Annotated in this window: 13 protein-coding genes; all 13 read right to left on the minus strand. The window is 46.0% G+C overall.

The window, feature by feature from the left end:
- Positions 1 to 160 precede the first annotated feature (160 nt).
- Positions 161 to 1,210, minus strand: coding sequence for a recombinase RecA (gene recA / locus QYB97_RS02810; RefSeq protein WP_301164424.1), 1,050 nt, complete (start codon positions 1,208 to 1,210; stop codon positions 161 to 163).
- 124 nt (positions 1,211 to 1,334) lie between these two features.
- A complete protein-coding gene (locus QYB97_RS02815; RefSeq protein ID WP_301164425.1) occupies positions 1,335 to 2,576 on the minus strand; it encodes a competence/damage-inducible protein A in 1,242 nt (413 codons plus the stop codon).
- An 85-nt stretch (positions 2,577 to 2,661) separates the two neighbouring features.
- Positions 2,662 to 3,240, minus strand: a complete 579-nt coding sequence (gene pgsA, locus QYB97_RS02820; RefSeq protein WP_301164426.1) for a CDP-diacylglycerol--glycerol-3-phosphate 3-phosphatidyltransferase — start codon at positions 3,238 to 3,240, stop codon at positions 2,662 to 2,664.
- 48 nt (positions 3,241 to 3,288) lie between these two features.
- Positions 3,289 to 4,176: a helix-turn-helix domain-containing protein gene (locus QYB97_RS02825; RefSeq protein ID WP_301164427.1), complete on the minus strand. Its 888-nt coding sequence runs from the start codon at positions 4,174 to 4,176 to the stop codon at positions 3,289 to 3,291.
- 25 nt (positions 4,177 to 4,201) lie between these two features.
- A complete protein-coding gene (locus tag QYB97_RS02830; protein WP_301164428.1) occupies positions 4,202 to 4,975 on the minus strand; it encodes a DUF3388 domain-containing protein in 774 nt (257 codons plus the stop codon).
- 124 nt (positions 4,976 to 5,099) lie between these two features.
- Positions 5,100 to 5,351 (minus strand): DUF3243 domain-containing protein, encoded by a 252-nt coding sequence (locus QYB97_RS02835; protein WP_301164429.1) that lies wholly within the window; start codon positions 5,349 to 5,351, stop codon positions 5,100 to 5,102.
- A gap of 78 nt (positions 5,352 to 5,429) precedes the next feature.
- On the minus strand, positions 5,430 to 6,158 hold the full coding sequence (gene ymfI, locus QYB97_RS02840; RefSeq protein WP_301164430.1) for an elongation factor P 5-aminopentanone reductase: 729 nt from the start codon (positions 6,156 to 6,158) through the stop codon (positions 5,430 to 5,432).
- Positions 6,159 to 6,219: 61 nt separating this feature from the next.
- Positions 6,220 to 7,509 (minus strand): EF-P 5-aminopentanol modification-associated protein YfmH, encoded by a 1,290-nt coding sequence (gene yfmH / locus QYB97_RS02845; protein WP_301164907.1) that lies wholly within the window; start codon positions 7,507 to 7,509, stop codon positions 6,220 to 6,222.
- Positions 7,509 to 8,789 carry an EF-P 5-aminopentanol modification-associated protein YfmF gene (yfmF, locus tag QYB97_RS02850; protein WP_301164431.1) on the minus strand — a complete coding sequence of 427 codons (1,281 nt, stop codon included), beginning with the start codon at positions 8,787 to 8,789 and terminating at the stop codon, positions 7,509 to 7,511. Before yfmF ends, yfmH begins: the two co-directional genes overlap by 1 nt.
- Positions 8,790 to 8,915: 126 nt before the next feature.
- On the minus strand, positions 8,916 to 9,878 hold the full coding sequence (locus QYB97_RS02855; protein WP_301164432.1) for an ABC transporter permease: 963 nt from the start codon (positions 9,876 to 9,878) through the stop codon (positions 8,916 to 8,918).
- Entirely contained in the window at positions 9,878 to 10,939 is a 1,062-nt protein-coding gene (locus QYB97_RS02860; protein ID WP_301164908.1) for an ABC transporter permease, read from the minus strand. Before QYB97_RS02860 ends, QYB97_RS02855 begins: the two co-directional genes overlap by 1 nt.
- Positions 10,920 to 12,458 (minus strand): ABC transporter ATP-binding protein, encoded by a 1,539-nt coding sequence (locus QYB97_RS02865; protein WP_301164433.1) that lies wholly within the window; start codon positions 12,456 to 12,458, stop codon positions 10,920 to 10,922. Before QYB97_RS02865 ends, QYB97_RS02860 begins: the two co-directional genes overlap by 20 nt.
- Positions 12,459 to 12,571: 113 nt before the next feature.
- Positions 12,572 to 13,642 (minus strand): BMP family lipoprotein, encoded by a 1,071-nt coding sequence (locus QYB97_RS02870; protein WP_301164434.1) that lies wholly within the window; start codon positions 13,640 to 13,642, stop codon positions 12,572 to 12,574.
- Between the last annotated feature and the right edge of the window lie 21 nt (positions 13,643 to 13,663).

The raw sequence follows: 13,663 nt of genomic DNA on the forward strand, positions 1-13,663 counted from the left end.
ATTACAAGCCATTATGTCAAGACATGTCAAATCACCTATAATAAATCTTCCTCATGAAATTGGCAAGCTTAAATTCTTTCCAATCTCAGAATTCGGTGCACAGCCATTTTTAACAGACTTAAAAAAAGACCGTACATGCAGGATGTACGGCCTTTTTGTGCTATTCGGTTAACTCAAATTCCTCTTCTTCTTCCGGTTTGGGAGCATCAACACTGTTGACTTCCCCGCCAAGTTGATAATAGCTTCTGATCTGAGTAGAGATTTCTTCAGCCACTTCTTCGTTTTCCTTCAAGAATTGCTTGGAGTTCTCCCTGCCCTGGCCGAGTCGGTCTCCATCAAAAGAATACCAGGCTCCGCTTTTTTGGACCACATCAATATCAGAGCCGATATCAAGAATTTCTCCTTCTCTTGAAATCCCTTCGCCGTACATAATATCCACCTCTGCCTGCTTAAACGGAGGTGCAACCTTATTTTTAACTACTTTAATTCTTGTTTTGTTCCCTACCATATCGGTTCCCTGCTTGAGAGTTTCCGCACGGCGGACTTCAAGACGGACAGAAGAGTAGAATTTAAGGGCACGGCCACCCGGAGTCGTTTCAGGATTTCCGAACATAACGCCGACTTTTTCCCGGATCTGGTTGATAAACACCGCAATGGTTTTGGACTTGCTGATCGCTCCGGAAAGCTTTCGTAATGCCTGGGACATCAATCTGGCCTGAAGACCCACATGGGAATCTCCCATTTCGCCTTCAATCTCCGCTTTTGGAACAAGAGCCGCAACAGAGTCAATAACCAAAATGTCCACTGCTCCGCTTCGTACAAGGGCTTCTGCAATCTCAAGCGCCTGTTCACCTGTATCAGGCTGTGACAGCAAAAGCTCGTCAATGTTTACGCCAAGCTTTTGGGCATACACAGGATCAAGGGCATGCTCCGCATCAATAAAAGCAGCTTGTCCGCCGTTTCTCTGAACTTCGGCTATCGCATGGAGTGCAACAGTTGTTTTACCGGAAGACTCCGGGCCGTAAACTTCGATGATTCTTCCCCGTGGATATCCGCCTACGCCAAGCGCGATATCAAGCGCCAAAGATCCGCTGGAGATGGTGGAGACTCTCTGTTCAGCCTGCTCGCCAAGTTTCATGATGGAACCTTTTCCGAATTGCTTTTCGATCTGGCGCAATGCCATGTCAAGTGCCGCTTTGCGGTCGCTCATGTAATCACTCCTCAAATTTATATCATTGCACATGTAAGTACAAAATGATGTCGTTTCCTATAGTTCTATTTTACTTCTTTTTTGGTCATTTGCCAATCTTTTTGCGAACATTTATTCGATTTTTTTATTGTCCTTTTTTGACCTTTGACAATAAAAAGAACAATCCATGCTTAACCGACCGCTCCCTGATGCTTGCACGAGATCCCGAAAGGCTGAGTGAAAATACATCTGTGCCGTTCCTGTCAGACAATCCGATAAAAACAGTTCCCGGCTCTTTGCCCTCACTTTTGTCCGGTCCGGCCACCCCGGTAAAGCTGATGCCAATATCAGACCCCGTCATCCCCCGGACATTTTCAGCCATTTGCCTGGCCGTGTCCGGACTGACGGCGCCGCTTGAAGCGAGGACGTCCCCGCTGACACCGAGCAGCTTTTCTTTCATCTCATTGCTGTAGCAAACAACAGAGCCTTTGAAGAAGGCTGAACTGCCGGGCAGTTCGGTCATCTGCTGCCCAAACCATCCGCCGGTGAGGCTCTCGGCAGAAGAGATGGTCAGCTTACTGCTTTTTAAAAATTCTGCTGCCGTTTCTGTCAGACTTGTTTCGCCATATCCGTACAAAAATTCACCGACCCGCTCTTTGATGCGCTCTTCAAGCAGGTCCAATTGAAGCTGTGCCGTATGCTTATCCTTGAATTTGGCAGACAGCCTGAGTGTAACTTCATGGCTGCCGGCAAGCGGCGCTACCGTCGGGTTGGTCTGTTCGTCGATAATGTCCTGCAATGTGGCTTCAAGGAGCGATTCTCCAATGCCAAAAAAACGAAGGACTCTCGACACAATCGGTTCCACTCCGGGAAGCTTGGCGGTGAGATAGGCAATACCGAAATTCCTGAACATCGGGCGCATTTCCTTCGGCGGTCCCGGAAGCAGCATATACGTAATTCCACCCGCTTCAAGGGCCATTCCCGGCGCCATGCCGTTTTTGTTAGGCAACACGGCTGATCCTTCAAGCACCAGCGCCTGTTTTCGGTTGTTTTCGGTCATGGTTCTTCCTGTTCTCTTGTAATAAAGCTCGATTCCTTCCATTGCGTCCTCATCATACACCAGTTGTTTTCCCAGTACTCCGGCAATTGTTTCTTTCGTTAAATCGTCTTTTGTCGGCCCGAGACCCCCGGTGAAAATGATCAGGTCAGACCTATTCCGTGCGTTCTCAATAACCGATTCAAAACGCCCCGGATTGTCGCCGACCACAGAATGGTAAAAAACATTAATTCCGGCTTCAGCCAGCTCCGATGAGATAAACTGGGCATTAGTGTTTGCGATCTGCCCTAAAAGAAGCTCGCTTCCGACCGCAATAATTTCTGCATTCATTGGCGTATTCCCCCGTATTGATGTGTCATAAACTCGCGATCGAATAAAAAAACAGGAGAATGGTATGATTCTCCTGTTCATGCTGTTATTTAGATTTTAGCATAACTTCTTTATTTTGAATAAGATATTCCCATCCTGAATAAAGAGTAATCAGTGTAGCCGCCCACATGCTGATCTGGGCAAAAGGTATGCCGATCCATGCAAACGGAATGTTGTGCAGAAGCAAGGCTGAAATGGCAATAATCTGAATCCATGTTTTCAGTTTTCCCATCTGGCTTGCTGCGATGACTGCACCTTCTGCCGCTGCCACCAGGCGTATACCAGTAACGGCGAATTCGCGGCTGAGGATAATGATGACCATCCATGCCGGTGCGTAACCAAGCTGCACAAGGGCTACAAACGCAGCCGTTACGAGCAATTTATCCGCCAGCGGATCCAAAAACTTCCCGAAATTTGTCACAAGACCAAGTTTGCGGGCATAGTAGCCGTCCACCCAGTCTGTACAGGATGCCACAATAAAGATCAGGGCAGCCACCAGATGCGTGACCGGAAGATCCACCCCGATCCAGTTGACGGTTCCCCATTCAAAGCCGGCAAGCAGCACAATCATGAAGACAGGGATTAAAAAAATACGTGAAATAGTAATTTTGTTTGGTAAATTCATTTTCTTTCCTCCAATTTTGACAGCGCGTACACGGCGGTTACCTGTGGATTATTGTTTGCTGAAAGCCGTGTTTTTAATGACAATTCTCTGATGGATCCCTTGTTTTACCGCCGGAATCGGGTAGGAGAACGGTTTACCATTAATCGTTAGCTTCGCAAAATTGGTTTTTCCGATATTCAGTTCAACCTCTTTTTTGCCGGTTAAATCATAATTAGCGGTTTCGCCTTTCTTAAATATCTTGTCTGCCAGCATTTTTGATTCGGATTTAACACCCATATATACAGGTCCGTCCATTTTTAAGGCAATCTTGAATTCATCTGCTTCCTTGAGCTCATATGTAGTCGTGATTCCCTGGGTACCTTTTTTCACTAAAACCGCTTCTTTCTTTGGCGGTTTCTTTTCTTCTTTCGGTTTTTCCGGTGTTTTGTTTACCGGCTCCTTCTTTTTTTCCTTTTTTGGGGTGGCTTTTTCTGCGTTTTTGCTTTTATCGATTTCTACAGACGTTTGCTTCGAACCATTAGAGCTGCCGTCTGCTCCCGTGTCCCGGTTGGCAAGATACGCCCATACACCGACAAGAACTGCGAGAATCACAACAGAAACCAGCACGATCGGGAGCCAGTTTTTAAGAGACGAACCTCTGCCCTCAAGCGACTGTTTGTTTCGTTCCGAACGGGGAATAAACTCGGTCGGTTCCTTTTCGGCTATCGGGATTTCTGAATCAAAACGCTCGAAAACCTCTTCATAATCCAGACCGACTGTTTCACTGTAATTTTTTATGAACGCCCTGGCATAAAAGGAACCTGGCAGGACTTCATACCGTCCTTCTTCAATCGCCTGAAGGTAACGTTTTTGAATTTTCGTTTCCGTTTGAAGCTGCTCAAGGGAAAATCCTTTTTCCTCCCTTTTCTCTCGTAAAAAATCTCCTAGTTCAGTCAAGTTTACCACCTTCCACTAAGTGAAGTCATTCAAATGCGGAAAATCCTACATCTGTTTCGATTACTTCGTATGTGATTGCTTCGTTCGGGTCATTTCTCAATTCGATAATGTAATCAAAATCATCCATGGTGTATTCGGTCTGCTGGACAAACACATCAGGATGCTCAATCACTTTCGCTGTAGGCATGCGCATGATTTCGCGGATAAGCTGCCAGTGCCGCTCATTGGAACGGCGTGATGATACAATGCCATCGATGATATAAATATTGTTCGTACTGTATTCATCATCGGCCAGCTGAACACGCATGGTTTGTTTAAGAAGCGTAGAAGATATAAATACCCATTTTTTGCTCGCACAAACACTCGACGCAACAATTGACTCGGTTTTGCCTACGCGCGGCATCCCCCTGATCCCAATCAGCTTGTGGCCTTCCACTTTATACAGCTCGGCCAGAAAGTCAACAAGCAGGCCCAATTCATCCCTGACAAACCGGAATGTTTTTTTATCGTCTGCATCACGTTGTATGTATCGTCCATGCCGCACTGCCAAAATGTCGCGCAGCTTCGGCTTCCGGAATTTAGTAACCGTAATATTATCCATAGACTGAAGGATGGACCGAAGCCGTTCCACCTTCTCCTGCTTGTCCACCAAGAGAAGAAGCCCGCGTCTTCCGTTGTCCACGCCATTGATCGTCACGATATTGATTCCAAGCATCCCCATAAGAGATGATATATCACCAAGGAGCCCAGGACGATTCTTATTGATTTCGTATTCAAGGTACCATTCCTGTTCGCCCATACCTCAACTCCCTTTCGTTTTCCAGTATTGATTTGCACTTCATTATTTAATAATATCTGATTTCAAATTATTATGAAAGAAAAAATAAAAGGATGTTAAGAAAAATTCTTAACATCCCATAAAGTCAGCTTTCCTTTTGAACCATTTTCACCATCATGTTGGCGATTGCATGTTTTTCCTCGTCGCTTGCCACATTCCAAAGGTCAGCAAGAACTTTTTCCTCGGCATTTTTCGGATCAACGTGGGATGCAAGGTATCCGCCGATCTCTGTAGCAAGGTTGGAAACTGTAGATTGGTCCATCCCTTCCCCTTGAGCATGTTCAAGGCGGTCAGAGAGAAAACTCTTCCATTGTCCAAAGTTATCTAATACAGACATGTTTGTTCCTCCTTAAAATATGGTACATCACTTAATATTTCAAGAAGAAACGTGAATTATGCACGCCGCGGATAAATTTTAAGTATGCCATCCTCCGCTTGCTGTAATGACATGCCCATTAATATAAGAGGATTTATCAGAAAGCAGAAACATGGCGATTTCGGCGATTTCTTCCGGTTTTCCAAGCCGTCCCGCCGGAATTTCATCATTCAGTTCCTGAAGCTCCTGTGCAGAAAAGCCGCTCATCATTCTCGTTTCCACGGCTCCCGGCGCAATGCCGTTCACCCTGATCCCGCTCGGGGCCGCTTCTTTCGCCAGCGCCTTCACAAATGTATTCAATCCGCCTTTCAAGGTGGAATAAAGCACTTCGCAGGAAGCACCGGCTGATCCCCAGACCGATGAAACAGCAATAATGTTCCCTTTCCCTCTTCTGACCATCTGGGGCAGCAAATGCCTTGTGATCATAATAGGGCTGGTCAAATTAAGCTGTATCATCTTTTCCATCGTTTCCTCACCCATGTCAGTCAGCAGTCCATAATAGGAGGAGGCGCTGTTATGAATTACAGCATCTACAGGTACAAATAAAGATGAAAGCAGTTTTTTTGTACCTTCCCTGAGTGACAGATCAGCCTGTATGAGCAGCACTTCCGTCTCATATTTATCAATAAACTCTTTTTGCAGCTGTTTTGCCTGCTCTTCCCCCTGGTTGTAATGCAGAATGAGGGAGCAGCCTGCTGCTGCCAGGACACGGGAAATGCTGGAGCCGATTCCACCGCTTGCCCCTGTTACAAGAACCCATTTCGACATCTTTCGTTCACCTGCTTAAAAAACATCCCTGCATATACAGGGATGCTTCTTTTTTCTTTTATTATGACTGTTTCTTCTTTACCTGGCAAACGGTCAGCTGGCTATCCTGAAAGTGATCGTTCAATGCGTCCTGAAGCTGCTTGACGGTCAGTTCTTCGAAGGTGGGTATCACATCAAAAAGGTTCATATCATTGAATTCATACCGGGTAAACTGGTTGGCGATAAATTCAGGAGAATTCAGCGCTCTCAGGAATGAACCGATTTTCTTTTTCCTGGCCCGCTCCAGATCTTCTTCATTCAGCGCCTGTTGCTTGAATTCGTTCACCATTTCCGAAATACGCTCTGCAAACGTATCGGGATCTGTTGTATCCCCGCCGATCATGGAAAAGCCAAATCCCATCTCTTCGGTATAGTCGAATGAAAACGAAGGATCAATCAGACCTTCTTCGTACAGCTTCTCGTAGTTTTTTGTGCTTTTGCCAAACATCATCTCCAAAAGAAGGTTGATGGACAATTCACGGACAAGAAGATCCCTGCCGCTCCGCTGCGGCCGCTTTTCCTTATATCCCATATAGCATTTTGGCGTTTGCACGGGCATGTGGAGCACTTCTTTTTTATTGGCCGGTTCCTGTGGTTCCTCGTCAAAGAATCGCTCAATCGGCGGCTGATCGCTATAATCCTTGCCAGCCTGGTTTTTTTCCACAAGGTCCATGATTTTTTCTGCGTCCACCGGACCCACGATAAAGAGAAGCATGTTGCTCGGATGATAAAACGTATTATAGCATTCGTAAAGATCATCCTTTGTAATTTTCGCGATGGATTCTACCGTTCCTGCGATATCGATGGCCACAGGATGTTTTTTGTACATGTTGGCAATCAGACCAAAGTATACCCGCCAGTCCGGATTATCATCATACATTCTAATTTCCTGGCCGATAATGCCTTTTTCCTTTTCCACCGTTTTTTCTGTAAAATAGGGAGCCTGCACAAAATCAATAAGGGTCGTCAGGTTTTTTTCCACATCTCCTGTCGTTGAAAAAAGGTAAGCAGTGCGGTTAAACGTGGTAAATGCGTTCGCGGATGCTCCCTGCTTGCTGAAATCCTGAAAAACATCGCCATGCTCCTTCTCGAAAAGCTTGTGCTCCAGAAAATGGGCAATACCATCCGGGACTTTAACCTTATCATCCTTTCCAAGCGGGACAAAGTGGTTGTCCACTGAACCATAGTGAGTAGTAAAGGTGGCATATGTTTTGTTAAAATCCTTCTTCTCAAGGATATACACTTTCAATCCGTTCGGAAGAGTTTTGTGGTTCAGTGTCTCTTTGAGCTGGTTAAAATGGATTTGTTCCATCATTCTCCCCTCCCTTTTAAGAAATAAATGGTATCAAGCTGAATCTTTTTGGAAACGTCTCTGATTTGTTCCTTCGTTACATTTTGGATGCCCTCGAGCCATTCCTCAATTGTCCGTTTATGGCGGGAGACCACTTCATGATACAAAACCTCCACCAGGCCGGTTGAATCATCGACAGTTTCAAGGATTTGGTTCCTGATCATAGCTTTTGTCTGCTCAAGTTCTCCGTCGGTAATGTTGCCGTTTCGAATCTCCTCAAGCTGTTCATTAATGATCTTTACGGTTTTTTCATAATTATTGGTCTCAATGCCTGACATCACAAAAATGATGCCTTTATGACTTTCAAAGCGAGAAGCTGCATAATAGGCAAGACTTTCTTTTTCACGCACGTTCATAAACAGCTTGGAATGCGAAAATCCACCGAACACCCCGTTGAATACCTGCAGAGCAAGATATTCCGGATCACTGTAAGTAATGTATGTTCTGTAGCCCATATGAAGCTTACCTTGCTGCACTTCCTGTTCCTCAAAAACTTCCTTGACTTCGTCCACCCTTTGTTTGCCTGCTGAAGAGGTTCGCTTCGGCTCCATTCTGTCTGCAGGAAACACAAAGTGTTTTTTTGCCAGTTCCTGCAGCGCATCCTTCGATACATCACCGACGGCATAGAGATGGATTTCATCTTCTTTTATGACTTTTTGATAATAGTCATACAGCGTTTCGGGTGTGATCTGATCGACTTCCTGCTCATTGCCGTATACATTGAAGCGGTACGGTTCCTCTTCAAACATTTCTTCAATCAGGCGCTTGTTCGCATACCTCATTTTATCGTCATAAATGGATTCAATCTGCTGTTTCAGCGACCGCTTTTCCTTTTGAACAATCCGGGGCAGAAACGCTTCATTCTCTTTTGCCGGCTTTAAAAACACCTGGGAAAGCAGTTCGAACGCCCGGTCGAGTAATGGTGTGTTGTCGCTCAAAAACTTTTCGTTCGCCACATCCATTCTCAGCGTGATGATTTGGTATTCTCCTTTTTTGGAAAGATCTACCCCAAGAGTCGCACCATAAAGGCCATCCAGCGCCCCGCGAAGCTCTTTGCTGCTTGAATAGCGTTCCGTTCCGCTTTGGAGAACATAAGGAAGCAGAGCCCTCTTTGTTACTTCTTCTTCTGCAATCGGGCTTTTGATCTGCAAGATTAGAGAAGTGGTTTTATATTTGGTTGTTTCGATCGTATGTAAGGTCATACCGGGCAAATCCGCCACGTGATGGTCTACAAGTGTCATTTCGGTTCCTCCCTTTTTGAATATGAATCACACTTTCTAGTGTACCCATTTTCCATAGCAAACATGACTTTTCCTGCCTGAAGCAGAAATAAAGAGCCTGCTCCACAAGGGAGCAGGCTCTGAATCCTAACGTTTTCCTTTTTCGTAAGGCTGTCCGGATGCTTTTGGCGCATCGGCTCTGCCGACAAATCCGGCAAGGGCCAGAATGGTCAGTACATAAGGCAAAATAAGAAGATATACATCAGGAATATCCTTAAGCAGCGGGATTTGTTCTCCCGTTATGCTCAAACTCTGTGCCAGCCCGAAAAAGAGAGCAGCACCCATGGCGCCCAGCGGATGCCATTTTCCGAAGATCATCGCAGCAAGAGCCATGAAACCCTGGCCGGAAATAGTTGATCCCGTAAAGTTACCCGCTATGGAAGCCACGTAAATGGCTCCTCCGAGCCCGGCAAACGCCCCGCCCATAATTACAGAAATATAGCGTGTTTTAATAACATTGATCCCCATGGTATCTGCTGCCATCGGGTGTTCTCCCACAGACCGGAGACGAAGGCCGAAAGGCGTTTTATAAATGATATACCACACTACGAATGCAAGGAACACCGCAACAAACGAGGTTGAATAGGCATTGGAGAAAAACAGATCTCCAATCACAGGGATTTTGGACAGCAACGGAACATCGCCTTTTCCGATCCGCTCCTGAATGTCCGGCGTTTGACCTGCTCCAAACAGCTTTTTTGTCAAGAAGATGGAAAGCCCTGCTGCCAAAAAGTTTAGCGCAACACCGCTGACCACCTGGTCGGCTTTAAACGAAATGCTGGCAACCGCGTGCGGAACCGCAAACAGGGCTCCGGCTACAATGGCCACCACAAAACTCATCCAGGGAGAACCGGCTCCCAGCCCCCACTGCTCGCCATAATGGGTAAATATGGCTCCGACAAAAGCACCGAACATCATCAGACCCTCAAGTCCGATGTTAACTACGCCTGATCGTTCGCTTAGCACACCGCCAAGCCCTGTAAGAATAAGTGGTGCTGCCGATACAATCGCTGCCGGAACGATAAGGGCAAGAATTTGAAAGAAGTCCATCAGATTTTACCCCCTTTTGTAAATCGGTTGGTCAGCCATCGAATCAAGTAGCTTGACGCCACAAAGAAAATGATGAGTGCTATGACAATTCCTACGAGTTCGGTTGGCACGCCCGCGGCGGATTGCATGGTAAGCGATCCAATCTTGAGCCCCCCAAACAGCAAGGCAGCAATGATAATGCCGACAGAGCCATTGGCACCAAGCAGCGAGACAGCGATACCGTCGAAACCTACTCCGGTAAAGGCGTTATTAATCGTCATGTATTGGTAGGTGCCAAGACCTTCCATCGTTCCTGCCGCGCCTGCAAATGCACCGGAAATGGCCATGGCAAGCACGATATTCTTAGAAACATTGATTCCTGCATATTGCGAAGCGTGCTGGTTAAAGCCTACAGCTCTTAACTCATATCCGGTCGTGGTCTTCCATAAAATGAACCACATGATTACAGCAGCCAGAATGGCCACCACAATCCCGTAATGAAGCCGTGAAAATTCGGTAATCTGCTGCAGCCAAGGAGAAGCAAGGGATGCGGATTCTTTAATATCCTTTGTCCGCTCGCCGGGCGCAAGCATGTAGGCGCGAATAATACCGTTGGTCGCGTACAACGCAATATAGTTCATCATAATCGTCGTGATTACTTCATGTACTTTAAACTTCGCTTTCAAAATACCTGGAATGACTCCCCAGAGTGCCCCTGCAGCTGCACCTGCCAAAATGGCAAACGGAAGATGAATCACCTTGGGAAGATCAAAATGAATACCTACATAAACAGAGGCCAGCCAGCCGACAAGCAGCTGCCCTTCGACCCCGATGTTAAACAGACCGGTTCTGAAAGCAAACGCAACGGCAAGCCCGGATAAAATAAGCGGCGAGGCCGCACGGATGGTCTCTCCAAGATTATAGCCATTTCCGAATATGCCGTCGATGAGCGCCGCATAAGCTGAAACCGGGTTATAATTGCTGACAAGCATTATGATGCCGCCGATCAAAAGTCCCAGTAAAACGGACACAACGGGCACTAGAATATGAAATAAACGGCCTTTAACGAGATTCACTGCGATCACCTGCTTTTTGTTTCTTCCCGCCTGCCATAAGCAGTCCGAGCTCTTGTTCCGTTGTTTCCTTCGGGTCCACAATGGCCACGATTTTTCCTTCATAAATAACTGCGATCCGGTCACTGACATTCATTACTTCGTCGAGTTCAAAGGAAAGCAGTAGCACAGCTTTTCCTTTATCCCGCTCCTGTATGAGCTTTGAATGGATAAATTCGATCGCCCCGACGTCAAGACCCCGGGTCGGCTGGGCAGCAATCAAGAAGTCAGGACTTCTGTCCACTTCCCTTGCAATGATTGCTTTTTGCTGGTTGCCTCCCGACAGGGCTCTGGCCAGTGTATGTTCACTCGGTGTGCGGACGTCAAATTCCTTGATAAGTTGATTGGCCTTGTCATAAATAGCCGGAAATTTAAGAATTTTATGTTTAGAATAAGGCTGTTGGTAATACGTTTGCAAAACCATATTTGTCCCTATGGAAAAATCAAGAACCAGACCGTGTTTATGCCGGTCCTGAGGGATATGCCCGAGTCCTGCTTCAGTAACCCTTCTTGGTTTATGGTTAGTAATGTTCTTTCCATTGAGCTCAACGGTTCCCTTAACCGCTTTCCTTAAGCCCGTAATAGCTTCCAGAAGCTCAGTCTGACCGTTGCCGTCAACCCCTGCAATCCCGAGGATTTCTCCTGCTTTAATCTCCAGATTAAGTCCATCAACTGCAGGTACTTTTCTCGCATCTTCCACGACCAGGCCTTCAATTTTAAGGACGGTTTGCTTTGGTGAAGCTTTGGTTTTATCCACCTTGAAATTTACTTCACGGCCTACCATCATGGCTGCGAGCTTATCGGGATTTGTTTCCGCCACATCGACAGTGCCGATGCCGCGCCCCCTTCTTATAACCGTGCATCTGTCGCACGCTTCCATAATTTCCTTAAGCTTATGCGTAATAAGGATAATGGATTTCCCCTCTGCCACGAGCTTTTTCATGATTTCCATTAATTCATGGATTTCCTGTGGTGTTAAAACCGCTGTCGGCTCGTCAAAGATCAGAATCTCAGCACCCCGATAGAGCGTTTTCAAAATTTCCACTCGCTGCTGCATCCCCACGGAGATATTCTCAATCTTTGCATTTGGATCTACCGATAAGCCATAACGGTCTGATAGCGCTTTGACTTCTTTGGCGGCTTTTTTCAAGTCCACGCGCCCGCCAGTAGTAATTTCTTTGCCCAGTATAATGTTTTCGGTAACGGTAAAGTTTTCAACCAGCATAAAATGCTGATGCACCATGCCGATTCCAAGGCGGTTGGCAACGTTTGGGTCGGTAATGGAAATCGGCTTTCCTTTTACATAAATTTCGCCCTGCTCTGGCTGATATAAGCCGAACAGCACGTTCATCAGGGTTGATTTACCTGCTCCATTTTCGCCCAGAAGCGCATGGATCTCACCCTTTTTCACCTGCAATGTGACATTGTCGTTGGCAACAATACCAGGAAACTCTTTACGTATGTTTCTCATTTCGATGACATATTCCACCAAGTTCACCCCTCAATGACTTTTATTCTTGGTATCTCTAGGAGTCAGAAGTCTAACCTTTCATGGCGTAAATAAAGGCCAGTAAACGAATACCAGCCTTTACTTTTTAGCATTTACTTTTTCATGTTTGATTCAAATGTTTTATACTCTTTGTCTGTCTTAGGAACTGTGATGTCACCATTCTGAATTTTCTTTTTGTACTCATCAACTTTAGCAAGAGCGTCCTTTGAAACATTATCTTTATGAGGAGCGATTCCCACTCCGTCTTCATCAAGTCCGAATTCTACTGTTTTTCCGCCAGGGAACTTTCCGTCCATTGTCTGCTTGGATACTTCTTCAACTGCCTTATCCACACGCTTGACCATGGAAGTCAAAGTTACATCTTCAGGCATTCCTTCTTCGTGCTGATCACGGTCAACTCCGATAACCCAAACCTTTTCTCCATTCTTGGAGCGGTTCTTCGCTTCTGTAAATACGCCTTTGCCTGTTCCGCCGGCAGCATGATAAATAATATCTGCGCCTTTTCCATAGAAGGTGTTAGCAATGGCTTGTCCTTTTTCAGCTTTGTTAAAATCACCTGCATACTGTACAAAAATCTCAGCTTTAGGATTTGCTGTTTTTACACCAGCTTTAAATCCGTTTTCAAACTTTTTGATCAATTCACTGTCCACGCCGCCAACAAATCCGACTTTGTTGCTTTTGGTCTGCATGCCGGCAATCAGCCCGACAAGGAATGACCCTTCATGCTCTTTGAATGTGATGCTGGCCACGTTCTTCTCAGGAACAACAGAGTCAACAAGCGCCAGTTGGGCTTTTGGCTGCTGCTTGGCTACTTTTTGAATGTCCTGCTGCATCAGGAACCCAATTCCGTATACAAGTTTGTAGTTTTCCCGAACTAAAGAGTTGAGGTTTGGAGCGTAATCACTCGCAGACGTGGATTGAAGATATTTAAATCCTGTCCCTTTTTTCAAATCGTTGTCTTTACCGAACTTTTGAAGTCCTTCCCATGCGGACTGGTTAAAGGACTTATCGTCTACACCGCCTGTGTCGGTGACCATGGCCACCTTAAATGCATCCTTCTTACCATCGGCATTTGATCCTCCGCCGTCATCTTTCCCACAGGCAGAAAGCAGTGTACCAGCTGCTAAAGCAATACTTAGTAAAACCCCGGTTCTCTTTTTCAATTGTTTTTCCCCCTAATTTTT

It is taken from the genome of Fictibacillus fluitans, assembly GCF_030418125.1.
GTDB classification, from domain to species: domain Bacteria; phylum Bacillota; class Bacilli; order Bacillales; family Fictibacillaceae; genus Fictibacillus_C; species Fictibacillus_C fluitans.

What these genes read in the sequence shown, in the direction of transcription:
- yfmF (WP_301164431.1), bottom strand. Translation starts at nt 8,789, where the DNA reads ATGACACTTGTAGACCATCACGTGGCGGATTTGCCCGGTATGACCTTA.
- QYB97_RS02835 (WP_301164429.1), bottom strand. Translation starts at nt 5,351, where the DNA reads ATGTCTGTATTAGATAACTTTGGACAATGGAAGAGTTTTCTCTCTGAC.
- pgsA (WP_301164426.1), bottom strand. Translation starts at nt 3,240, where the DNA reads ATGAATTTACCAAACAAAATTACTATTTCACGTATTTTTTTAATCCCT.
- ymfI (WP_301164430.1), bottom strand. Translation starts at nt 6,158, where the DNA reads ATGTCGAAATGGGTTCTTGTAACAGGGGCAAGCGGTGGAATCGGCTCC.
- recA (WP_301164424.1), bottom strand. Translation starts at nt 1,210, where the DNA reads ATGAGCGACCGCAAAGCGGCACTTGACATGGCATTGCGCCAGATCGAA.
- yfmH (WP_301164907.1), bottom strand. Translation starts at nt 7,509, where the DNA reads ATGGAACAAATCCATTTTAACCAGCTCAAAGAGACACTGAACCACAAA.
- QYB97_RS02830 (WP_301164428.1), bottom strand. Translation starts at nt 4,975, where the DNA reads ATGGGCGAACAGGAATGGTACCTTGAATACGAAATCAATAAGAATCGT.
- QYB97_RS02815 (WP_301164425.1), bottom strand. Translation starts at nt 2,576, where the DNA reads ATGAATGCAGAAATTATTGCGGTCGGAAGCGAGCTTCTTTTAGGGCAG.
- QYB97_RS02855 (WP_301164432.1), bottom strand. Translation starts at nt 9,878, where the DNA reads ATGGACTTCTTTCAAATTCTTGCCCTTATCGTTCCGGCAGCGATTGTA.